The sequence below is a fragment of the Lysobacter brunescens genome, from assembly GCF_042677005.1.
Lineage (GTDB): Bacteria > Pseudomonadota > Gammaproteobacteria > Xanthomonadales > Xanthomonadaceae > Lysobacter_I > Lysobacter_I brunescens.
Genome location: NZ_JBHTIF010000005.1, coordinates 115661 through 138179 on the forward strand (window position 1 = coordinate 115661; position 22519 = coordinate 138179).

Below are 22519 nucleotides of genomic sequence, written 5' to 3' on the forward strand. Positions count from 1 at the left end.
ACCACGCCGCCGGAACCGGCGCATGAAAAAAGCGGGCTTCGGCCCGCTTTTTTCATGTCCGCATCGCGCAGCCGTCAGGCCTTGGGCGCGTGCTTGTCGCGGTAGCGGAAAGTCAGCCACAGGCCGACCGCGATCGCGTACGACAGGTTCGGCACGAAGGCCTTGTCCAGCGTGGTGACCTTGGACTGCAGCGCGACATAATTGGTGTATGCGGCCTGCGACAGCGTGAACGCGGCGATCATCAGCACCAGCCGGATCGGCACCGGCATGCCCATCCGCAGCGCGATGATGGTGCCTTCCGAGATCAGCACACCGACCAGGAACGGGAACACCGCGCCGATCACGATCAGCGCCACCGGGCTGTCGGCGGCATGCGTGGCCAGCATCATGTCCGCGAAGGTGACGCCCAGCGCGCGGGTGATCAGGAAGGCGAGGAATCCGGTCGAGAACGACATGATCCGCACGTACTGCTCGGCGCCCTCGGATTTCAGGATCACGGTGATCGCGATCCAGATCTGGCTCGCGATGGTGAGCAGGATCAGGATCTGCTCGAGGATGGTGAAGGCGTCCCACTTCATGCGCGATCGTTCTTCCAGGCCCGCCCGGGGGCGGGCACCGGGCGGGAACATAACACAGCCGCCGCGCCGGCCGTCCCGGCGATCATTTGACGATGCGCAGGTGCGTGCGCTTGCGGTCGCCCTGCGACGGCGGACGCGGCCTGGAGGCGCGGCGCCAGTAGAGGATCGTCAGCCAGCCGAACACCATGCCACCGAGGTGCGCGAAGTGCGCCACGCCCGGTTGCAGGCCGGTGAATCCCAGCAGCAGGGTGATCACGCCGAACAGCAGGACCAGCGTGCGCGCCTTCATCGGCACCGGCGGGATCAACAGCATCACGCGCTGGTTCGGGAACAGCATGCCGTAGCCCAGCAGCAGGCCGAACACGCCGCCGGACGCGCCCACGGTCGGATACGGCGGCTCTCCGGACGACACCGACCAGCTCGCCAGCGCCAGCTGGATCAGTCCGGCACCGGCGACGCAGATCAGGAAGTAAGCGGTGAAACGTCGCGTGCCCCAGGTGTGCTCGAGCTGCGCACCGAACATCACCAGCGCCAGCATGTTCATCAGCAGGTGCGCCAGGTCGGCGTGCAGGAATCCGTAGGTCAGCAACTGCCACGGCATGAAGCCCGGCACTGCGGCCTCGGCCCAGGCCTGCGACAGCCAGGGCCACAGCGCGAGATGTTCGTCGAGGAACGGGCGGAACAGGACGTGTTGCGCGACGAACACCAGCACGTTCGCGATCAACAGCACCTTGGTGGCCGGGGGAAGCCTGGACAACATCCGTGATCCTGCGGGGGAATGGGGGGAGAGACACGCGGACAGCGCGAAGGAAGGCGCTTGCCGGGCGTGCCGCCTATGATACCGGGATGCATTCGCTTCCTTCCCTGAATGCGCAGGATGTCGCGGCCGATGGCGAACGTCTCGCCGACGCGCTGCGCGACCATGGCGCCTGCTGGATCGCCGACTGGCCGCCCCCCGCGCTCCGCGATGCGCTGCGCGACGACCTGCGTCGCCTGCTGGCCGACGGCGGGCTCGCACCGGCTGCAGTGGGCCGCGCCGAGGGCCGCGCGCGTCGAGAGGACATCCGCGCCGACAGCACCTGCTGGCTCGACGATCCGCGCTGCGGCGAGCCTGCGCGCCGCTTCCTCGCCGTCCTCGACGAGGTACGCACGCAGCTCAACCGCCAGCTCTTCCTCGGGCTGCGCAGCGTCGAGGCGCATTACGCCGCCTACCCGCCCGGCGGCGGCTATGCGCGGCACCGCGACCGCTTCCGCGACAGCGACGCGCGACGGGTGTCCTGGGTGACCTACCTCAATGCCGGCTGGAACGACGGGGACGGCGGCGCACTGCGCATCTGGCGCGAGGATGGCGACACCGTCGACCTGCCGCCCGTGGGCGGCAGCGTGTGTTTCCTCAGCGAGCTCGAACACGAAGTCCTGCCCGCAGGGCGCGAACGCCTGTCGATCGCCTGCTGGATGCGCCGCGACTGACCGCGTCGCGCTGTCTGCGGCGATGGATCAGCGGTTCCGGGCGTAGGTCACTTCGACCGCGCGGGCCTCGCGCCCGTCGGGCGCGATGTTGGTCATCACGATGATCAACGCGTCGTCGTCGGGCTGCGTGATCTCGGTTCGCCAGCCCCAGCGCGGACCCGGCGGGGTCTGGCCGTCGCCGTAGCTGCCCAGCACCGAGAAATGCGGCTCGGCGTCCGACCCGGACGAGGTCGAGAACATCATGGCGCTGCCGTTGTGGAAGCTGTCGATCCAGGCGCATTCCCAGCGGCGCTCGTCGACGTGAAAGCCGTACAGCGCCACGCCGGCATGGCTGCGACCGTCGAAGTCCCAAGTGTATTCGTGCAGCAGGAAACGCCCGCCCAGCACCGCGCGCAAGCTGCCCCGTTGCGGGGACTCGGCCGCCAGCATGTCGGGCTCGAACCAGAGGCGGTAGGTGCCTGCCCAATCTCCGGCCATGCGCACCAGACGCTGGTGCGGGCCAGGCCCGGCCTGCGTGCCCGCATCCTCTCGGCTTCCGTCTTCCGTTCCCATGGCGCGCCCTCCCCTCCGGTTTCGGCCAGCGTACTCCACAAGGGCGCTCTGGCGGCAGCGTCGCCCTGCGCATGCGTACGGGTCCGACAAGGCTCGAACCGGGCCGCCGGCCCGGGTCCGGTCGCTAAAAAAATGTTATGAATGCGCCCGGATCGTCTGTACGCACACACGGCGTCCGGGGCGCCAAGGGGAGGCGCTCCTCCGCGGAACACCCATCACAGCTCATTCACGGAAAAGAATTCGGAGGCTCCATGTTCCAATCGAAACTGTCCGCCCGCCGCCCGCGCGTCGGTCCGGTCCCGCGCGTCACCGCGCTCGCCCTCGCCATGGCCCTGACGCTGCCTGCGTTCGCCCAGGACGCGTCGTCGACGGAGGAAGCCTCCGGCGATCTCGACGCCATCACCGTGCTGGGCAGCCGCGCCAAGAACCGCACCGCCGCCGATACGGCCGCACCGGTCGACGTGATCGACAGCGTGCAGCTGGAGCGCACCGGCGCCCGCGAACTGGGCCAGCTCCTGCAGATGCTCGAACCCAGCTTCAACTTCTCGCGCACCACCATCAGCGACGGCACCGACATCCTGCGCCCGGCCACCCTGCGCGCGCTCGGTCCCGACCAGGTACTGGTGCTGGTCAACGGCAAGCGCCGCCACCAGCAGGCGCTGGTCAACGTGCAGCAGACCGTCGCGCGCGGTTCGGCCGGTACCGACATCAACGCGATTCCGATCACCGCGATCCAGCGCATCGAAGTGCTGCGCGACGGCGCCGCGGCGCAGTACGGCTCCGACGCCATCGCCGGCGTGATCAACGTCGTGCTGAAGAAGCAGACCAAGGAGACCCAGGTCTTCTTCGAGGCCGGCCAGACACGCGAAGGCGACGGCACCGTGCTGCACGGCGGCCTCAACCACGGCTTCGAACTCGGCGACGACGGCTTCATCAACCTCAGCGTCGAATACCGCGACCGCGAGGAAACCAACCGCGCCGGCAAGGACACGCTGCGCGTGAGCCCGCCGCGCGTGACCCAGCGCATCGGCGACGCCGATTCCACCGACGCCTACCTGTGGATGAACGGCGGCGTCGGCGTCGGCAGCGGCGAGCTGTACTGGTTCGGCGGCCTCTCCCGCCGCGAAGGCGATTCCTCGGGCTTCTTCCGCAGCGCCGGCGACGGCCGCACGGTGCCCGACCTCTATCCGAACGGCTTCCTGCCCAACCTGATCACCACCGTCGAGGACGGTTCGCTGGCCGTCGGTTACCGCGCCGCGTTCAACGACACCTGGGACTGGGATCTGTCGGTCAACCACGGCCGCAGCCGCTTCGGCTTCCACGAGCGCAACTCGGTCAACGTCAGCTGGTGGTACGAGCCGCTGAACCCGGCCAACCCCGCCGGCCCGCGCTACAACGCCTCGCCCACCTCGGCCGATACCGGCACCTTGAAGTTCCAGCAGACCACGCTGAACTTCGACGTGCGCGGCAGCGTCGACATCGGCGCCAGCGAGCCGCTCAGCCTCGCCACCGGCGTGGAATACCGCCGCGAGGATTACGCCATCGAAGCCGGCGACCCGGTGTCCTACACCTACGGCCGCACCAACAACCCGGCGATCCAGATCCTCAACCAGAACGGCGGTTTCGCCGCGCCGGGCATCCAGGGCTTCCCGGGCTTCTCGCCGAACGAGGAAGTCGACGACGGCCGCAGCAACTACGCGCTCTACGTCGACGCCGAAACCCGCTTCGGCGGCAAGTTCCTGCTCGGCGGCGCGCTGCGCTTCGAGGACTACTCCGACTTCGGCAACACCCTGACCGGCAAGCTGTCGGCGCGTTGGGACATCACCGACACCTTCGCGCTGCGCAGCACGATCGCCACCGGCTTCCGCGCACCGGGCGTGCAGCAGCTGTTCTACAGCCAGCGCTCGACCAACATCGATCCGACGACCGGCCTGCTCGCCGACACCCTGACCGCGCGCCAGGACAGCGCCGTCACCCGCGCCTTCGGCATCGAACCGCTGAAGGAAGAGGAATCGCTGAGCAAGACGATCGGCTTCTCCTGGCGACCGAGCGACAACTTCACGCTCACCGTGGACGCGTTCTGGATCGACATCGACGACCGCATCATCTTCTCCAGCAACATCGCGCCCGAAAGCATCGGCACCAACGGCCTGCCGTGCACGCCGACCAACACCAACTGCCCGATCCGCGCGATCCTGGCGCCGTTCGGCGTGGCCCAGGCGCAGTTCTTCACCAACGCGATCGACACCAAGACCCGCGGCATCGACATCGTCGCCGAGTACAGCACCGAAGCCATCGGCGGCACCCTCGACCTCACCGCGCTGCTGCACTGGAACCAGACCGAAGTCACCGCCCGTCGCTCGCAGTCGGCGATCCTCTCGCCGACCCAGCTGTTCGACGACAGCCAGGTCACGCTGGTCGAGGAAGGACAGCCCGGCGCACGCCACGTGCTGCAGGCGGTGTGGACCCGTGGTGTCTTCGACGGCACGCTGCGCGCGAACTACTACGGCTCGGTCGCCGGCGAAGGCTTCACCCCGGGCTTCAAGCAGACCTGGGACGGCGCCACGCTGTTCGACTTCGCGCTGGGCTTCCAGATCGGCGAAAAGGTCCGCCTGACCCTGGGCAGCAACAACTTCCTCGACACCTACCCCGACAAGTGGGACGAGAACCAGGCGTTCCCGTTCCCGCAGCTGGGCTTCACCTACGGCTGGGAAACGCTGCCGTTCGGCATCAACGGCGCGTACTACTACGCGAAGGTGGACTGGAAGTTCTGACGTCGACGACATCGGTCCCTCCGGATCGAATCGGATCGGAATGTCACGGAAACGGGCGGCGCAAGCCGCCCGTTTCCTTTTGCGGATCCACCATTCGCGCGCCTCCCCCCCGGATCTGCACGACCAGCGGCAACCCCACCCCACGGCATGGCCCGTTCGACCGTGCGCCCACCACGGAGACCGCCCATGCGCCGCATCGCCCGCCCGACACCGCAGCTGCTCGCCGCCGCCATCCTCGCCACGCTCGCGCTGTCCGCCTGCGGCGGACGCCAGGTCTCGGAAGCGCCCCCGGCCGGATCCCGCGCAGGCCAGCTCGCACCGCAGTCCGCCGAAGCCGAATCGGACAAGGCGCTCGACAGCATCGTCGTCACCGGCGCGCGCGTCCGGGAAGGGAATGTCTCCCGACACGCGCGTCGCGTCGCAGCGATCGCACCACCATCGCCGCCCCCGCCTCCGTCCGCACCGCCCCCGGCGCCAATCGTCGCGCAGCACCGGATGGCCTCGCCGATGATCGCCCTCCCGACCGAATCGACCAACACCGAGACCTACGCGGAACGCGAGGACAATCCTGTGAAGCGCGCCAGCGAGGAACCGGTCTCCACCTTCTCCATCGACGTCGATACCGGCAGCTACAGCAACGTGCGCCGGATGCTGCGCAACGGCACGCGGCCGCCTGCGGATGCGGTGCGCGCCGAGGAAATGATCAACTACTTCGACCATGGCCATCCCGGCCCGGCCTCGCTGGCGACGCCGTTCCGCGTCACCACCGAACTGGCTGCCGCGCCGTGGAACGGCAAGCGCCAGCTGCTGATGGTCGGCATCAAGGGCTACGACGTGCCGAAGGCCGAACTGCCGCCGGCGAACCTGGTGTTCCTGATCGACACCTCCGGCTCGATGAACTCGGAAGACAAGCTGCCGCTGCTCAAGCACTCGTTCGCGCAGCTGGTCGAACAGCTGCGTCCGCAGGATCGCGTGAGCATGGTGGTCTACGCCGGCTCCGCAGGCGTGGTGCTCGAACCCACGCCGGGCAGCGAGAAGGACCGCATTCTCGCCGCGCTCGATCGCCTCCAGGCCGGCGGCAGCACCAATGGCGGCCAAGGCATCGAACTCGCCTACGCGATGGCGAAACAGGCCTTCATGAAGGACGGCGTGAATCGCGTCATCCTCGCCACCGACGGCGATTTCAACGTCGGCATCACCGATCGCAAGGCGCTCGAAACGCTGGTCGGCGACCAGCGCAAGCATGGCATCGCGCTGACCACGCTCGGCTTCGGCCAGGGCAACTACAACGACGCCATGGCCGAACGCCTGGCCGATGTCGGTGACGGCAACCATGCCTACATCGACACCCTGCAGGAAGCGCGCAAGGTGCTGGTGCAGGAAATGCAGTCCACGCTGCTGACCATCGCCAAGGACGTGAAGATCCAGATCGAGTTCAACCCGGCCGTGGTCGCCGAATACCGCCTGATCGGCTACGAGAACCGCATGCTGCGCCGCGAGGACTTCGCCAACGATCGCGTCGATGCCGGCGACATCGGTGCCGGCCACGAAGTCACCGCGCTGTACGAACTCACCCTGGTCGGCTCCGACGCCGCGCGCCTGCCGGCGCTGCGCTATGCCGACGCACCGGCGACGAAAGCAGGCACCGCCGGCGAACTTGGACACCTGCGCCTGCGCTACAAGCGCCCCGGCGAGGACACCAGCCGGCTGATCGAACGTCCGGTGTCGCGCCGCGACCTGCGCGCCACGCCCAGTCCCGCGCTGCGCTTCGCCGCCACCGTGGCCGCCTATGCGGACGCCCTGCGCGGCGGGAAGAACATCGACGGCTGGAGCTGGGACGAGATCGCGCGCAGCGCACGGCAGAGCGTCGGCGACGACCCGTGGGCGCTGCGCCGCGAGTTCGTCGAGCTGGTGGACGCCGCGCGCCGCGTCACCGCCGGCGACACGCCGCAGGTCGGCATGATCGCCGACTGACGCGCACCGACCGACCAGACCGAGCATCGCCATGTCCGCCGTCGCCGCTGCCATCGCACCCGCCGCCCGTCGTCGCCTTCGCAGCGCGACGGGCGGCATCGCGTTCGTCTGCGCGGACAACGGCGCGAATGGCTTCACGAATGCCGTCGCACCCCTTAACCTGACCGACATGAACGATGTCGGGGTCGAAATCAGCGACGAACAGCTCATGCTCGCGTACGGCGCGGGCGACGTCGCTGCCTTCGAACAGCTCTACCAGCGGCATCGCGGCAAGCTCTACCGCTTCCTGGCGCGCCAGCTGCACGGCAACGGCGCGCTGGCCGACGAGATGTTCCAGGACGTGTGGCAGCGCGTGGTGTCGGCGCGGCAGAGCTGGAAGCCGGAAGCGCTGTTCACCACCTGGCTGTACCGGATCGCGCACAACCGCCTGGCGGACCACTGGCGGGCGCTGCAGCACCGGCCGCCGGCCCCGGACGATGCCGACGAACGCACCGAACGCGTGCCCGACCACGACACACCGGAACGGCACTTGTCGGAATTCGAGGAAAGGCGAAGGCTTCACCTCGCACTGGAAGAACTGCCGGCGGAACAGCGCGAAGTCGTGCTGCTCCGCCTCGAACAGGACCTGAGTCTGGAGGAAATCGGCGAAGTGACCGGCGTCGGCCGGGAAACGGTCAAATCGCGGTTGCGCTACGCGATGGACAAACTGCGCGCGAGACTGAACCCATGAACCGCCCGAGCGAACCTTTCACCGCGGAAGAACGCGATCTTGCCGAGCGCCTCGCGCGCCTCGGCGGTCCGCGCGAGCCCGCGCCCACGCTCGACGCGAAGATCCTGGCGATGGCGCGCGCGGCGGTCGTCGAGCCCGCAACCGGGCCGGCTGCCGAACCCATCGCCGCGACGACCGCGACGACTGGGGCCGGCGACGACAGCCCGGTGCCGGCGACACCAGCCCCCAGCGATCCCAAGGTCACCCCGCTCACGCCCCGCCCGCGCAAGCCGACGCCACGCTGGCCGCTCGGGCTGAGCCTCGCCGCGTCGCTGGTGCTAGCCGCCGGCATCGGCTGGAAACTGCACGACAACGGTGCCGGCATCGGCGAAGGCGCAGCCGAAACAGCGGTCGCCGCAGCCGAGAGCCCGGAAGCGACGCAGGTCATCATGGTCGAGCCGCCGCTCCAGCGCGAATCGCCGCCGCCCCCGCCACCGATGGAGGCGCCATTCGACAGCGCGATGTCGGCCGATGCCGCCGCGCCGCCTGCGCCCGCCGCACCGGCCGCCCCGCCGCCTCCGGTCGCCAAGCCGGCGCGCGCGCAGGACGCCCCGCAGAACATGGTCTATTCCGCCGAAGCGGCGGCGGACACCCAGCCGCCGGCCGCCATGGCCGCGCCGGCACCGGTCGCCCAGGCGAAGGAAGCGGCGGAGCAGGACAGCTACGACCGCATCGACGTCAGCGGCTCGCGCATCCGCCGCACCGAACGCGAGATCGGCGCCGCCGAGTACACCCGCCGCGAACAGGAGCAGCGCCGTCGCCAGGCCGTGGCGGAACGCGCCGCAGGCGTGGCCGCACCGGTCGTGGCCCCGCCGCCGCCACCGGCGCCCCCGCCGCCGCCCGTCGCGTCGGCACGCGGCAACAGCGGTTTCGTCGGCGATACCGCCGCCACCCGCGACACGCCCAAGACCACGGGCGAGTACGATGATCGCCCGCCGGTTTCCGCAGACTCGCCGGAATTCCGCCAGGCCTGGCTGCAGCGCATCCGCGAACTCCTGGCCAGGGGCGAACAGGCCTGGGCGCGCGAGAGCCTGCGCGAATTCAAGCGTCGCTACCCCGATGCGGAACTGCCGGAAGACCTCAAGCCGCTGGCGGCGACGCTGACCGCGCCCTGAGTCGGGCATACGACACACACCTCGATGCCGCTCGATACCCTGTCCGGCCCGGCCTCGCACCTGCTGGAGGTCAAGCACAGCCGCTTCCTCGCCCAGGCCATGCCCGTGGCCTCGGCCGAAGAGGCACAGGCCGGACTGGCCGCGCTGGGCGATCCGGACGCCACCCACAACTGCTGGGCATGGCGGGTCGGCGGGCAATACCGCTCCAGCGACGACGGCGAACCCGCCGGCACCGCCGGACGCCCGATCCTCGCCGCGATCGACGGCCAGGGCTGCGACCAGGTGCTGGTCGTGGTCACCCGCTGGTACGGCGGCATCAAGCTCGGCGCCGGCGGCCTGGTCCGCGCCTACGGCGGCGCGGCGGCGGAATGCCTGCGCCGCGCCGGGCGCCGGCCGCTGATCGTCCTCTCGGAGTTCGACATCGCCTGCCCCTTCGCCGATCTCGGCGCCGTGCATGCCGCGCTCATCGCCATCGATGCCGCCCGGCTGGACGAGCGCTTCGACGCCGACGGCGCGATCCTGCGCGTGCGCCTGCCTGCGGAACACGCCGACGCGCTGGCGCTGCGTCTGCGCGACGCCACCCGCGACCGCGCACGCCTGTCGCCGGTCATGCCGCCGGCGTAGGATCATTCGCTGCCCCTTCCCCGAGGATTCGACGATGAAACCGTCTTCGCTGCTGCCGCTCGTGCTAGTGCTCGGCCTGACCGCCTGCCAGCAGGCAGAAGAGGCCCAGCCCTCCACCGCCGACACCGCCGCGCCTGCAAACGCGCCGGCCGCACCGGCCACGCCCGCGACCGCGCCGGCGCCCGCGAAGACCGCCGTCGACGTCAAACCCTCGTTCGACTGCGCCGCAGCCGCCAGCGAGGCCGAGAAACTCGTCTGCAAGGATCCGGAACTCGCCGTGCTCGATCGCCGCCTCGCTGAAGTCTTCGCCCGCGCCAAGGCCGCACCGGGCGCCGACCAGGCGCGCCTCGCCGCCGAGCAGCGCGGCTGGGTGAAGGGTCGCGACGACTGCTGGAAGTCCGTCGAACGCAGCCGCTGCGTGTCCGAGGCCTACCTGACCCGCACCGTGCAACTGCAGCTCGACAACGGCGAAACCACCACGCCGGAAGCGACCGCCTACGACTGCGACGACAAGAGCAAGCGCTTCACGGTCGTCTACTACAACGACCTCGACCCGAAGTCCGCCGTCGTCACCTGGGGCGACGACCAGGCCATCGCATTCCCGATGATGGCCGCCAGCGGCGCGCGCTACGGCCGGGAAGGCATGGAGATCTGGGAGCACCAAGGCGAACTGTCGGTCGATTTCTACGGCAACCGCTTCACCTGCCGCGCCGCCGGCAGCACCGCGCCCTGAGTCCTACGGCTTGAATCCGGGTCTCCGCGTCGCCATCCCGCAGACGGCGACGCGAAGACACCTGCGCTCGCAGGCGCCCCCGAGCGGACAGCAGCCCGGACCCTCTCCCCGGGTGGCGAAGGCATCGATCGAATCCTGCCCGTCGGCGCGGATTGGCCGACAATAGCCTGCCCCGCCCTCCCCAACCGCAAGCGTCAAAGGACGCCGCCCCGCTCATGTCCGAACCCGTTCCGTCCTCGGCCAACGCCCCCATCGGCAGCCTGCGCGCGCTGTGGCCCTTCGTCCTCCACCATCGCGCCCTGTTCCTCGGCTGGCTGTGCGCGCTGGCGGTCTCGTCGACGGCCGCCCTGAGCCTGCCGGTGGCGTTCCGGACGATGATCGACGACGGTTTCGTCAAGGGCGCGGCCTCGGACATCGACCGCAGCTTCGTGCTGCTCTTCCTGGTGGCGGTGGCGCTCGCCGTGGGCACGGCCCTGCGCTTCTTCTTCGTCTCGCTACTGGGCGAACGCGTGGTCGCCGACCTGCGCACGCGGCTGTACGGCCATCTCATCAGTCTCGACGCCGGCTTTCACGAGCGCAATCGCAGCGGCGAGCTGGTCTCGCGCCTCACCGCGGACGTCGAGCTGATCCGCAACCTCGTCGGCAGCGCGATGTCGGTCGCCCTGCGCAGTTCGATCACCGTGCTCGGCTCGCTGGTGATGCTGTTCGTGACCAGCCCGCGACTGGCGACCTGGGCGCTGGTCGGCATTCCCGCGACCGTGCTGCCGGTCATGTTCGCCGCACGCTGGGTGCAGAACGCCTCGCGCGGCAGCCAGGACCGCGTCGCCGACGCCAACGCGCTGGCCACCGAAACCCTCGGCGCGGTGCGCACCGTGCAGGCCCACGGCCGCGAAGCCTACGAACGCGGACGCTTCGGCGACGCCGTGATGCGCGCCATAGACGCCGCGCGCCGCCGCATCGGCCTGCAGGCCGGCATCACCGCCGTGATCATCGTGCTGTTCTTCGCCGCGATCACCGTCGTGCTGTGGATGGGCGCGCACGACGTCAACGCCGGGCGGATGAGCCTGGGCACGCTCGCGCAGTTCGTGCTGTACGCGATGTTCGCGGGCGGCTCGGTCGCCGCGCTGGCAGAAACCTGGAACGAACTGCAGCGCGCCGCCGGCGGCATGAGCCGCATCGACGAGCTGCTGGCCGAACGCAACGGCATCCAGCCGCCCGCCTCGCCGGTGACGCTGCCGCCGGCGCTGCGCGGCGACATCCATCTCGATGCGGTGTCCTTCCGCTACCCGCAACGCCCGGACAGGGCTGCGCTGGACGGCTTCACGCTGCACGTGAAACCCGGCGAAACCGTCGCCCTGGTCGGCCCCTCCGGCGCCGGCAAGAGCACGGTATTCTCGCTGCTGCTGCGCTTCCACGACCCGCAGTCCGGTCGCGTGTCGGTCGACGGCATCGACGTGCGCGACTGCGATCCGGTCGCCCTGCGCGAACACATCGCCCTGGTCCCGCAGCAGCCCACGCTGTTCGCGACCAGCGCGCGCGAGAACATCCGCTATGGCCGTCTCGACGCCACCGACGCGGAAATCGAAGCCGCCGCGCGCTCGGCCGAGGCCCACGAGTTCATCGCCGCCCTGCCCAAGGGCTACGAGGAGCAGCTCGGCGAACGCGGCACCACGCTCTCCGGCGGTCAGCAGCAGCGCCTCGCGATCGCCCGCGCGCTGATCAAGGACGCCCCCGTGCTGCTACTCGACGAAGCCACCTCCGCGCTCGACGCACAGAGCGAACGCGCCGTGCAGCACGCGCTGGAGAACCTCATGCGCGGCCGCACCACGCTAGTGATCGCGCACCGGCTCGCCACGATCCTCAAGGCCGACCGTATCGTGGTGATGGACCACGGCCGCATCGTCGCCGAAGGCACGCATGAAGAACTACTCGCGCAGGACGGCCTGTACGCGGAACTGGCGCGGCTGCAGTTCCTGGACTGAAACGCCCTGCATCGCACACGCCCTGTCCACGCACGGAGACCGCTCATGACGCCGGACGACGACAGCACCCGCTACCAAGTCGTGGTGAACCACGAAGAGCAGTATTCGATCTGGCCCGCCGACCGCGCACTGCCCATCGGCTGGCAAGCCGATGGCTTCAGCGGCACCAAGACGGAATGCCTCGCGCACATCGAAGCGGTCTGGACCGACATGCGACCGCTCTCGCTGCGTCGACACATGGAAGAGAACGGCGGACGGTCCTGAGCCCACGCTCGCTGTCTTCGGACATGCAACGCGGCGCCACAACAAACCCGATCTCCGAGGGCATGCAAAGGAAAAAGCCAACCTGCGAAGGCTGGCTTTTCTGTTGCGGGTGGCGCACCCAGAAGGGTGAGGCCACGCTGCTTGCGAAGCGAAGCTTCGCGCGTGGGCGAACGCCCGCCGCGCTGCGGCGGGGCGGGAATTCGAGGGCGCGCGCAAAGAAAAAGCCAACCTTTGCAGGTTGGCTTTTTCTTTGAATATTGGCGCGCCCGGAAGGATTCGAACCTCCGACCCCCAAGTTCGTAGCCTGGTGCTCTATCCAACTGAGCTACGGGCGCGCGGTGAAGAAGCGGAATTGTGCCAACTCGAAACGAATCGGTCAACTCCATCCGAACATTTCAGGATCGAATTCCCTGCTGGGAAACACACTTCGCTACGAGTGCGTGATCGATCCTGACCGTGTGCATGCGCTTGGACGCGTGACGCGGATCCGGGTGAAACAGGGTGGCGGAGAGTGAGGGGTGAGACCGGGGCTGCTGCGGGCCACTGGCCCGTGTCCCGGTCGAACGCCCGCCGCGCTGCGGCGGGCCGGGAATCACCACTCGGCCTTCGCCGGTGAACAACTCACTTGTGAAACAGGGTGGCGGAGAGTGAGGGATTCGAACCCTCGATGGAGCTTTTGACCCCATACTCCCTTAGCAGGGGAGCCCCTTCGGCCTCTCGGGCAACTCTCCGTCGGCGCGCGGTCAACTGCGCGCAGGGTGCAAAGGATACCGGCTCAATCGTCCTGCGGCAAACCCGAATTCGGGCCGTGGCTCGGATGGCCTTCACCGCGCTGGATGCGCTGGTAGATTTCCTCGCGATGAACCGCGACGTCCTTCGGCGCCGTGATCCCGATACGCACCTGGTTGCCTTTGACGCCGAGCACGGTCACCGTGACGGTGTCGCCGATCATCAAGGTTTCGCCAACCCGGCGAGTCAAAATGAGCATTGCAATTCTCCATTGGCCGGCTTCCCCCTCGCCGACACGCTGTCGTTGTTCCGCGACCGATTCTTGTGGGGATGGAATTCCGGAGGCGGACGCAATTGATTTAAGAATACCCGGACACACTCACCGGCGAGAAGCGCCGGTCGTCATGTCGAGCAGGCCAGACGGCCCTTGACCCAATCCTGAACGCCCTCCAGAGCTCCGCGCAGATTCGGGCCATCCTCGCCCCCTCCTTGAGCCATGTCGGGGCGGCCACCGCCTTTGCCCCCGATCTGACCGGCAACGTGCGCCAGCAACTCCCCAGCCTTGACAGGCCCAAGTGCCGTGCCGCTCACCCCCGCAACGAGAGCCACTTTACCATCCGCGGCCCCGGCCAACACGACGACGGCATCACGAAGTTGCTGTTTCAGATGGTCGACGGCCTCGCGCAGGCCCTTGGCGTCCAGGCCCTCGACCCGGGCCGCCAGGACCTTTACGCCACCGACATCGGCGGCGGTCGCAGCGAGGTCGGCCACGGTGGCGGTCGCGGCCTTGGCCTTGAGGGCTTCGATCTCGCGCTCGAGTTTCTTCTGGCGATCGAGCAGGGCGCGCAGCTTGTCGCCGATGTCGGCCGGGTTGCCCCCGAGCAGGTCGGCAGCCTCGTCGAGGCGGCGCTCTTCGCCGGCGATGTAGTCCAGGGCGCCCTGCCCGGTCACGGCCTCGATCCGGCGCACGCCGGCCTGAATGCCGCCTTCGGACACGATCTTGAACAGGCCGATGTCGCCGGTGCGGCGTACGTGCGTGCCGCCACACAGTTCGGTCGACGTGTCGCCCATGCGCAGGACGCGCACGTGCTCGCCGTACTTTTCGCCGAACAGCGCCATCGCCCCGAAATCCAGCGCTTCCTGCATGCCCATGTGGTGCACTTCGGCTTCGCTGTTGGCGCGGATCTCGGCGTTGACGCGGCGTTCGATCTCGGCCAGTTCATCGGCGGTGACTGCCTGGAAATGGCTGAAGTCGAAACGCAGGCGATCCGGCGCGACCAGCGAGCCCTTCTGGGTGACGTGGGTGCCGAGCACGCTGCGCAGGGCGGCGTGCAGCAGATGCGTGGCGCTGTGGTTGAGGATGGTGGCGCCACGACGCGCACCGTCGACCTGGCCCGACAGGCGGTCGCCGCGCTTGAGGCTGCCCGCATCGAGCGTGCCGACATGGCCGAAGAACTGGCCGGCGAACTTCTGGGTATCGGTGACGGCGAACTCGGCGCCCTCGCCCGCCAGCGTGCCGGTATCGCCGACCTGGCCGCCGGACTCGGCGTAGAACGGGGTGCGCGCCAGAATGACGATTGCCTCGTCGCCCGCAACGATGCTTTCCACCGGCGCACCGCCCTTGAGCAGCGCGACGACTTCGAGATCGTCGGCATCGAGGCGATCGTAGCCGAGGAAATCGGTGGGGGTGAGCTGGGCGATGAGTTCCGCCGGCATGGCCACGCCACCGCCGAACTTGCCGGCCTTGCGCGCGCGCTCACGCTGCTCTTCCATCAGGCGTTCGTATTCGGCCGTGACCTCGGCAGACACGTCCGGCAAGCCCTTTTCGCGGAGGATGTCGAGGATCAGGTCCGGCGGGCAGCCATAGGTGTCGTGCAGCTGGAACAGCTGCTCGCCATCGATCGTGCCGGCGCTCTGCGTCAGATAGCCTTCCAGGCGTGCCATGCCCGCATCCAGCGTCTGCGCGAACGCGGCTTCTTCGGCCTTGAGCGCACGCTCGATCAGTGTGCGCTTCTCGACGAGTTCTGGGTACGCCTCGCCCATCGCCTCGATCAACGGCTGGGCCATGCGCCAGAAATTGCCTTCGGCGCTGAGTGCGCCGAGCTTCCAGAAATGACGGATGGCGCGGCGAATGATCCGGCGCAGCACGTAGCCGCGACCGTCGTTCGAAGGCAGCACGCCGTCGACGATGAGGAAGCTGCAGGCGCGGGTGTGGTCGGCGATGACGCGCAGCGACTTGTGTTCGAGGTCGGCGGTGTTCGTGATCGCGGCGGCGGCCTTGATCAGGTGCTGGAACAGGTCGATCTCGTAGTTGCTGTGCACGTGCTGCAGCACGGCTGCGATGCGCTCCAGACCCATGCCGGTATCGACGCAGGGCGCCGGCAGCGGCAGCAGGCTGCCGTCGGGCTGGCGGTCGAACTGCATGAAGACGTTGTTCCAGATCTCGATGTAGCGATCCCCGTCCTCGTCCGGGCTGCCCGGCGGGCCGCCGGCGATGTGGTCGCCGTGGTCGTAGAAGATCTCGGTGCAAGGGCCGCAGGGGCCGGTGTCGGCCATCTGCCAGAAGTTGTCGGATGCGTAGGGTTTGCCCTTGTTGTCGCCGATGCGGATGATCCGCTCCGGCGGCAGGCCGATCTGCTTGTTCCAGATCTCGAAGGCTTCGTCGTCGGTGTGATAGATCGTGACGAGCAGGCGCTCTTTCGGCAATTTCCAGACCTCGGTCAGCAGCTCCCAGGCATAGGCGATGGCGTCCTGCTTGAAGTAGTCGCCGAAGCTGAAGTTGCCCAGCATCTCGAAGAAGGTGTGGTGGCGGGCGGTGTAGCCGACCTGATCGAGGTCGTTGTGCTTGCCGCCGGCGCGCACGCAGCGCTGGCTGGACACGGCGCGGGTGTAGCTGCGCTTCTCGGCGCCGAGGAAGACGTCCTTGAACTGGACCATGCCGGCATTGGTGAACAGCAGGGTCTTGTCGTTGCCCGGGACGAGCGGGCTCGACGGCACCACGGTGTGGCCCTTCGAGCGGAAGAATTCGAGGAAATCGCGGCGGATGTCGGCTGTGGTTTTCATGGCGGGCGGCGAAGATGAGGGGGGCAGTGTCCCCACCCGCGAAGCCGGCACCGTGCCGACGCGGATACGAGCGGACAACCCAAGACCGCCTAGGTTAGCAGGCTGGACAGCCCGATTGACCGTCCAGCGGGGCTTTCGCCGGGAACCACCCGGACCAGCGGCCCCGGAGCGGGCTCAGCAGGCGCCCCGGCGGAAATGGTAATAACCACCCAGCGGCCCCTTCACCAGCATCGTGCCACCGCTCTGGCGAACGATGCGCCAAGTCCGGCCGGCACCGCCGAACAGGGCATGGTCGACTGCGAAGCCGCCCTCGACCCGCTTCAAGGGCATCCAGGGGCCCGCCATCGGTGCTGCCTTGAGCTTGTACTTGACCTGGTTCCCGTTGAAGGTCCATTGCGCGGCGGACGTGGCGTCCTTCTCGCTGTTCTCGTCGATCGACACCGCGTACTCGCACCAGTCGCCGCTCAGGCCACCCCCGGCGCTGGCAGCAGCGCCGCCCTTGATCTGGATGGCTCCGCCCTTGCCGGGCGAGCACGGCTGGTCGCGGTACTCGCTCCCGCCACCGGGAAGGCTGCACTTGTAGACCTCGGCACGGGCCTCATTGGCCACTGCGGTCGCTACGAGCAGAAGACCTGCGAGCATCCGGAACTGTTGCATGTGACGCCCCCCCTGTGGACTTGGAAGGCGTACATGCTGCCCCAGGGAATGACTAAGACAACCCGTTGAAATGTCAGGCGACGTCATCCTCGTCAGGATCGTAGCGGGTCGCCGCGCGGACCTGGTCGCCAGTGAACCCGCGTCGAACCAGGAATTCCGCAGCCTTGCGCTGCAGGGCGCGGTCGTCGAGCGCGCCGGGGAAACGGCGTCGGACCAGGTCGCGGGCGTTGTCGGTCCAGTCGCCGTCGTAGGCCTCGAAGGCGACGGCGACGGCCTCCCGGTCCAGGCCATGGGTCGACAGCTCGGCGCGGATGCGCAGCGGGCCCTGGCCATTGTTCGCCCGGCTGCGAACCAGTTGTTCGGCGAAGCGGTCGTTGCTCTGCCAGCCCTCGGCGGTCATGCGGTCGACCGCCGCCTGCGCCTCGTCCTTGTCGACGCCGCGCGCGGTCAGCTTGCGCGCCAGTTCCTTGCGCGAGTGCTCCCGGCGGACCAGCAGCGACAGGGCGCGCTGCCCTGGGGTTGGTTCGGGACCGCGACGCTTGCGCGGGGCCGGTGCCTTGGCTTCATCGGGTGGATCGATCGACGACATCGCGGTTCGCTCAAGGTGCGGCATGCGCTCGGCGAAAGGCAGAGCATGAAGGGATTTCTGCGGGCATGAAGACGCTTCGGTGCCGCGCAGGGCGATCATGATGCGATCGGCCCTCGCAGAAAGGCCAGGCAACCCCATCCCTGGAGCGACCCGGCGAACGGTCCCACCGGCGAGCGGGGCCGCGATGCGGTGCGGGTTTGGGGCCCCGCGCCGCCGATGCGCCATCCGTGACGCATCGTTGGGGATGGCACGCAGCCATGTGGCTGCGTGGTGCGTCGGGGGCGGGCCGTCCACTGACGAGGTATTCGGGCCCGCCCCCTCTGCGTTCGAACTCAGTCGTCCTGGTCGTCTTCGGCTTCGTTGCGCGGGGCATCGGCCGCCACGAACTGCGAGCGCAGGGCGGCTTCGAGCTTGATGGCGACCGCCGGGTTGTCCTTCATGTACTGGCGGGCGTTTTCCTTGCCCTGGCCGATGCGTTCGCCGTCGTAGCTGTACCAGGCGCCGGACTTCTCGACGAGCTTGGCATCTACGCCCATGTCGATGAGCTCGCCCTCGCGGCTGATGCCTTCGCCATAGAGGATTTCGGTGACGACCTGCTTGAACGGCGGGGCGAGCTTGTTCTTGACGACCTTGACCTTGGTCTGGTTGCCGATGATCTCCTCGCCCTTCTTTATGCTGCCGATGCGGCGGATGTCCAGACGCACCGAGGCGTAGAACTTCAGGGCGTTGCCGCCGGTGGTCACTTCGGGGCTCTGGCCCGGCATCATCACGCCGATCTTCATGCGGAGCTGGTTGATGAAGATGACCAGGCAGTTGCTGCGCTTGATGTTGCCGGTGAGCTTGCGCAGGGCCTGGCTCATCAGGCGGGCCTGCAGGCCGGGCAGCTGGTCGCCCATTTCGCCTTCGATTTCGGCCTTCGGCGTCAGCGCGGCGACCGAGTCGATCACGACGATGTCGACGGCGTTGGAACGCACCAGCATGTCGGCGATTTCCAGCGCCTGCTCGCCGGTGTCGGGCTGCGAGAGCAGCAGGTCGTCGATGTTGACGCCGAGCTTCTGCGCATAGATCGGGTCGAGCGCGTGCTCGGCGTCGATGAAGGCGGCGGTGCCGCCGGCCTTCTGGCATTCGGCGATGGTCTGCAGGGTGAGCGTGGTCTTGCCGGAGGATTCCGGGCCGTAGATCTCGACGACGCGACCCTTGGGCAGGCCGCCGATGCCCAGCGCAATGTCCAGCATCAGCGAGCCGGTGCCGATGGCTTCGACCACCTCGACCGGGCGGTCGCCCATGCGCATGACCGAACCCTTGCCGAACTGCTTGTCGATCTGGCTCAGTGCGGCGGAAAGGGCGCGCTTCTTGTTCTCGTCCATCGTGGAATCCTCGTCAGTGATTGGGTGAATGCTTGGAGTGGGCGCAGGTTAGGGACTGCCCGTCGCAAAACCTGCGACGCCCTGAAATCTAATGGTCAAATCGTTGGCGAGACATCGGACGATGACGCGTCGGGCTGTAGGAATTCCCCGCATCGCGCTCAGCGCGGCATCACACTCAACGATTGGGCCGCACGAGGCCGCAATACAGGCCTTCGATGCTGAAATCCTGGTCCGGCAGGACTTCGATCGGGGCATGGCTGGGATTGCGCGGCAGCAGGCGGATGCGGTCCTTGCCGATCTTCAGCAACTTGACGGTGATCGCGTCGTCGACGCGGGCGACCACGATCTGGCCGGAGCGGGCTTCGCTGGTGCGGTACACGCCGATCAGGTCGCCCTCGAAGATGCCTTCGTCGATCATCGAGTCGCCCTGCACCTTCAGCAGGTAGTTCGGCGCCGGCGAGAACAGCGCACGGTCGAGGAGGATGTAGTCGTCGGAGCGCAGATCGGCGCCGATCGGCAGGCCGGCGGCGACGCGGCCCAGCACCGGCAGGCGCAGGGCCTCGTCGGGCAGCGCGGGAGCCGGCGGCTGGTCCATGGCGTCATTGGCGGCCTCGTGGACGAGGCGGATGCCGCGCGCCTGGCCCGGGATGCGGCGGATGTAGCCGGCCTGCTCCAGGGCTTCGAGGTGGTACTGCGCGGCGCGGACGCCCTTGAAGCCCATGGCATGGGCGATCTCGGTCTGCGAGGGCGAGCCGCCATCGGCGGCGAGGCGCTCGGCGATCAGGGCCAGGATGGCTTGCTGGGTATCGGTCAGGTCCATGGTTAGTAGTATTACTACTAACGCCCTGCCCCGTCAACGTCCGCGCTCGAAGGAGCGGTCCGGCGGGGCACCGGTCAGGGCTTGCCGATCAACGCATCCAGCCCGCGCAGCGCAGCGGCGACCGTCTGGCGGCGGACGGCGTCGCGGTCGCCGTCGAACTGGAACAGCTGGGCATGGGCGTAGCCGCCGCGGCGCTTCCAGCCGATCCAGACGGTGCCGACCGGCTTGTCCGGTGCGCCGCCGCCGGGGCCGGCGATGCCGGTGACCGCGACGGCGATGTTGGCGCCGGCGTGGGTGAGCGCGCCGGACACCATCTCGACCACGGTCTCGCGGCTGACCGCGCCATGGTGTTCGAGGGTTTCGGGGCGGACGCCGAGCATGGCCTGCTTGGCTTCGTAGCTGTAGGCGACCATGCCGCAGTCGAACCAGTCGGACGAGCCGGCGATGTCGGTGACGGTCTTGGCGATCCAGCCGCCGGTGCAGCTTTCGGCGGTGACCAGGCTGAGCCGGGCGGCGCGGAAGCGTTGTCCGAGGGCTTCGGCGTGGTCGCGAAGCTCGGCGTCGGTGGGAAAACTCATGCGGCGGTCCAACCCGGTCTGCACGGGCCGATGCCCGGTGCCGGCATCATACCGATGGCGCGCGCCGGACAGGCAACGGCCCGCGCGAGGCGGGCCGTTGCGGTGGGCTGTCGATGGACCGGATGCGCGTCGCTCAAGGCTTCCCGGGCGCTGCCGTGGCTGCGGGCGCTGCTGCCGGGGCGGCCGGCGGCGGGATCACGCAGTTCTTGCCGCTGTCGTCGCTGCTGAACAGGCTGGTGCAGATGTGGCTCACGTTCAGCGGCTTGGCGGTGTCGAAGTTGTGGCAGCCGAAGCAGTTCGGGACATACGAGCTATCGCCCTGCTGGAAGGTCTCCATGCTCATGTTCGCCAATTCAAGGGAACCGCGCTGCGGACTGTTCGGGTCACCCGGGACGACCTTGCCGCTGGACATGTGCGGCACCGGCGCGTTGCCGGACGAGGCGCCGCCCTTGGTCCAGATGCCGCCGATCATCTCGTAGTGCTTCCAGATCGCCATCGGGTCGGTGTCGGGCAGCACGGTCAGCATGCCCTTGGGTCCGACCAGCTGCTCGTTGAGCTGCACGATCGCATCCACATTGGCCTGGTTGTTGTTGCCGTTGACCGAGGCGCCCTGCTGGTTGCCCCAGGCGTACTGGCGGCAGATGTTGTTCGGCGTGCCGGTCAGCGGCTGCGGATCCTGCTTCTGGTTCGGCGTGTTGAAGGCGAAGCTGCTGCAGCTGGCGCTCGGCGGACCGGAGGTCTTCTGCGGGTTCTGGGTCAGGCAGGTCGCCGCATCGGTGCTGGCGAAGGACCAGCCGGATGCGGGCATCGCACTGGAGCCATCGCACAGTGGCGCGTTGGTCTTGTGCTCGAAGGTGGCCCAGATCATTTCCGGATGGTTCGCGGTCCAGTTGGCGAGGTGGAAGCCGACCATGCCCAGGGTGACCTGCTGCTTCGTGCCCGGCAACGTGGCCTGCATCGAGTAATAGGTCGGATCGGGCTGCGGCAGGACCTTCCAGGCGACCTTGATCTCGAACGTGCCCGAGGCGAAACCTGCCTGGGTGGATTCGCACATCGCCTTCGAGTACCAGGTGTTGTAGACGAGGATGTTGCCGTTCTGGTCGTACAGCGCGTTGCCGTCGGCCTGCACGTCCTCGAAGCCCTGCGGCTTGTCGTCGCGGATGTCGAGCATCAGCGCGGCCTTGGCCTGGCCCATCAGCGCGGGCAGCGAGCACTGGCCGCTCTTGATCTTCGGATTGTGGAGACGGTTGGTCTCGAACACCCGGTTGGCGCCGGTGCTGGTGTCCGCGGCGGGCGAGACCTGGGCGAGGAACCACTGCCACGAGAACTGGTAGAAGTCGCAGAAGCTTTCTGCGGCCGGGACTTCCGCCGGGGGATTCGGGCTGGTGATCCAGCTCTGGCTGGCCTGGCAGACCGAGGGCGGTGCCGGTGGCGTGGCGGCGGCGACTTCGGGCTTGGCGGCGGGCGCCTCTTCCTGCTTGGCGCCGCAACCGGTCAGCGCCAGTACCAGCGCGACGGTGGCGGCGAGCGCATGCGGCGTGTATTTGAGTGAAGCGGATTGCGACGGCGTGGACTTCGACGGCGTGGACATCGAACGTTCTCCCTGGCTGAAAACCTGGCGTTGCGGAAGGCCGGTCGACGGCGCTTCCTCCTCATCGAGTGCACGCGGCGCCTTGCGCGGCGACACCGGATCCCTGCGATGGCCGCATCCGGCGGCGCATCCCCGCGGCGAGGATGCGCGCGTCCACCGGCTCGCGCAACCTGCAAAAACAGACGGCCCGCCGAAGCGGGCCGTCGAAGATGCGGAACAGCATCGTTGGCGGATCAGTGCGGAACCTCTGCGGCATCGATCCGGCATCGCGACCGGATCGACGCAGGATC

Annotated in this window: 21 protein-coding genes and 2 tRNA genes; 9 read left to right on the forward strand and 14 right to left on the reverse strand. The window is 68.4% G+C overall.

Annotated elements, in window-relative coordinates:
- Positions 1–74 precede the first annotated feature (74 nt).
- Positions 75–578, reverse strand: coding sequence for a hypothetical protein (locus ACFQ0E_RS17445; RefSeq protein WP_386826015.1), 504 nt, complete (start codon positions 576–578; stop codon positions 75–77).
- Between the two features lie 82 nt (positions 579–660).
- Complete coding sequence (locus ACFQ0E_RS17450; RefSeq protein WP_386826017.1) at positions 661–1338, reverse strand: rhomboid family intramembrane serine protease; 678 nt, start codon at positions 1336–1338, stop codon at positions 661–663.
- An 86-nt stretch (positions 1339–1424) separates the two neighbouring features.
- On the opposite strand from ACFQ0E_RS17450, the gene ACFQ0E_RS17455 reads away from it, so the two are divergent.
- The gene (locus tag ACFQ0E_RS17455; RefSeq protein WP_386826019.1) at positions 1425–2048 is read left to right on the forward strand and encodes a 2OG-Fe(II) oxygenase; all 624 of its coding nucleotides are present in this window, start codon (positions 1425–1427) and stop codon (positions 2046–2048) included.
- A 27-nt stretch (positions 2049–2075) separates the two neighbouring features.
- Here ACFQ0E_RS17455 and ACFQ0E_RS17460 read toward each other — a convergent pair whose 3' ends face one another.
- Positions 2076–2600, reverse strand: a complete 525-nt coding sequence (locus ACFQ0E_RS17460; protein WP_386826021.1) for a DUF1579 family protein — start codon at positions 2598–2600, stop codon at positions 2076–2078.
- A 251-nt stretch (positions 2601–2851) separates the two neighbouring features.
- Between ACFQ0E_RS17460 and ACFQ0E_RS17465 the strand changes: the two genes are divergently transcribed.
- The 8 genes from ACFQ0E_RS17465 to ACFQ0E_RS17500 all read left to right on the forward strand — a co-directional run bounded on the left by ACFQ0E_RS17465 (position 2852) and on the right by ACFQ0E_RS17500 (position 12835).
- The gene (locus ACFQ0E_RS17465) at positions 2852–5374 is read left to right on the forward strand and encodes a TonB-dependent receptor plug domain-containing protein (RefSeq protein ID WP_386826023.1); all 2523 of its coding nucleotides are present in this window, start codon (positions 2852–2854) and stop codon (positions 5372–5374) included.
- Positions 5375–5560: 186 nt separating this feature from the next.
- Positions 5561–7348 (forward strand): vWA domain-containing protein, encoded by a 1788-nt coding sequence (locus ACFQ0E_RS17470; protein WP_386826025.1) that lies wholly within the window; start codon positions 5561–5563, stop codon positions 7346–7348.
- 169 nt (positions 7349–7517) lie between these two features.
- Positions 7518–8078, forward strand: coding sequence for an RNA polymerase sigma factor (locus ACFQ0E_RS17475; RefSeq protein WP_386826269.1), 561 nt, complete (start codon positions 7518–7520; stop codon positions 8076–8078).
- Positions 8075–9232, forward strand: coding sequence for a hypothetical protein (locus ACFQ0E_RS17480; protein ID WP_386826026.1), 1158 nt, complete (start codon positions 8075–8077; stop codon positions 9230–9232). Before ACFQ0E_RS17475 ends, ACFQ0E_RS17480 begins: the two co-directional genes overlap by 4 nt.
- A gap of 24 nt (positions 9233–9256) precedes the next feature.
- The gene (locus ACFQ0E_RS17485) at positions 9257–9856 is read left to right on the forward strand and encodes an IMPACT family protein (RefSeq protein ID WP_386826028.1); all 600 of its coding nucleotides are present in this window, start codon (positions 9257–9259) and stop codon (positions 9854–9856) included.
- 34 nt (positions 9857–9890) lie between these two features.
- Positions 9891–10589 carry an MliC family protein gene (locus ACFQ0E_RS17490; protein WP_386826030.1) on the forward strand — a complete coding sequence of 233 codons (699 nt, stop codon included), beginning with the start codon at positions 9891–9893 and terminating at the stop codon, positions 10587–10589.
- Positions 10590–10804: 215 nt separating this feature from the next.
- Positions 10805–12571 (forward strand): ABC transporter transmembrane domain-containing protein, encoded by a 1767-nt coding sequence (locus ACFQ0E_RS17495; RefSeq protein ID WP_386826032.1) that lies wholly within the window; start codon positions 10805–10807, stop codon positions 12569–12571.
- A gap of 45 nt (positions 12572–12616) precedes the next feature.
- A complete protein-coding gene (locus ACFQ0E_RS17500; protein ID WP_386826033.1) occupies positions 12617–12835 on the forward strand; it encodes an MbtH family protein in 219 nt (72 codons plus the stop codon).
- 258 nt (positions 12836–13093) lie between these two features.
- Here the strand turns inward: ACFQ0E_RS17500 and ACFQ0E_RS17505 are convergent.
- The 11 genes from ACFQ0E_RS17505 to ACFQ0E_RS17555 form a co-directional block, all read right to left on the reverse strand.
- A tRNA-Arg gene (locus tag ACFQ0E_RS17505) sits at positions 13094–13170 on the reverse strand.
- Between the two features lie 303 nt (positions 13171–13473).
- Positions 13474–13566, reverse strand: a tRNA-Ser gene (locus ACFQ0E_RS17510).
- A gap of 44 nt (positions 13567–13610) precedes the next feature.
- On the reverse strand, positions 13611–13823 hold the full coding sequence (gene csrA, locus ACFQ0E_RS17515; protein ID WP_137853054.1) for a carbon storage regulator CsrA: 213 nt from the start codon (positions 13821–13823) through the stop codon (positions 13611–13613).
- A 143-nt stretch (positions 13824–13966) separates the two neighbouring features.
- Positions 13967–16627 (reverse strand): alanine--tRNA ligase, encoded by a 2661-nt coding sequence (gene alaS / locus ACFQ0E_RS17520; protein WP_386826036.1) that lies wholly within the window; start codon positions 16625–16627, stop codon positions 13967–13969.
- A 174-nt stretch (positions 16628–16801) separates the two neighbouring features.
- Complete coding sequence (locus ACFQ0E_RS17525; RefSeq protein WP_386826038.1) at positions 16802–17284, reverse strand: hypothetical protein; 483 nt, start codon at positions 17282–17284, stop codon at positions 16802–16804.
- A 73-nt stretch (positions 17285–17357) separates the two neighbouring features.
- Positions 17358–17873: a regulatory protein RecX gene (locus ACFQ0E_RS17530; RefSeq protein ID WP_386826040.1), complete on the reverse strand. Its 516-nt coding sequence runs from the start codon at positions 17871–17873 to the stop codon at positions 17358–17360.
- A 332-nt stretch (positions 17874–18205) separates the two neighbouring features.
- Complete coding sequence (recA, locus tag ACFQ0E_RS17535; protein WP_386826041.1) at positions 18206–19240, reverse strand: recombinase RecA; 1035 nt, start codon at positions 19238–19240, stop codon at positions 18206–18208.
- Positions 19241–19415: 175 nt separating this feature from the next.
- Positions 19416–20060 (reverse strand): transcriptional repressor LexA, encoded by a 645-nt coding sequence (gene lexA, locus ACFQ0E_RS17540; protein ID WP_137853058.1) that lies wholly within the window; start codon positions 20058–20060, stop codon positions 19416–19418.
- 74 nt (positions 20061–20134) lie between these two features.
- Positions 20135–20638, reverse strand: coding sequence for a CinA family protein (locus tag ACFQ0E_RS17545; protein ID WP_386826042.1), 504 nt, complete (start codon positions 20636–20638; stop codon positions 20135–20137).
- 133 nt (positions 20639–20771) lie between these two features.
- Positions 20772–22229 carry a hypothetical protein gene (locus tag ACFQ0E_RS17550; protein ID WP_386826044.1) on the reverse strand — a complete coding sequence of 486 codons (1458 nt, stop codon included), beginning with the start codon at positions 22227–22229 and terminating at the stop codon, positions 20772–20774.
- 61 nt (positions 22230–22290) lie between these two features.
- The gene (locus tag ACFQ0E_RS17555) at positions 22291–22452 is read right to left on the reverse strand and encodes a hypothetical protein (protein ID WP_386826045.1); all 162 of its coding nucleotides are present in this window, start codon (positions 22450–22452) and stop codon (positions 22291–22293) included.
- Positions 22453–22519: the final 67 nt, after the last annotated feature.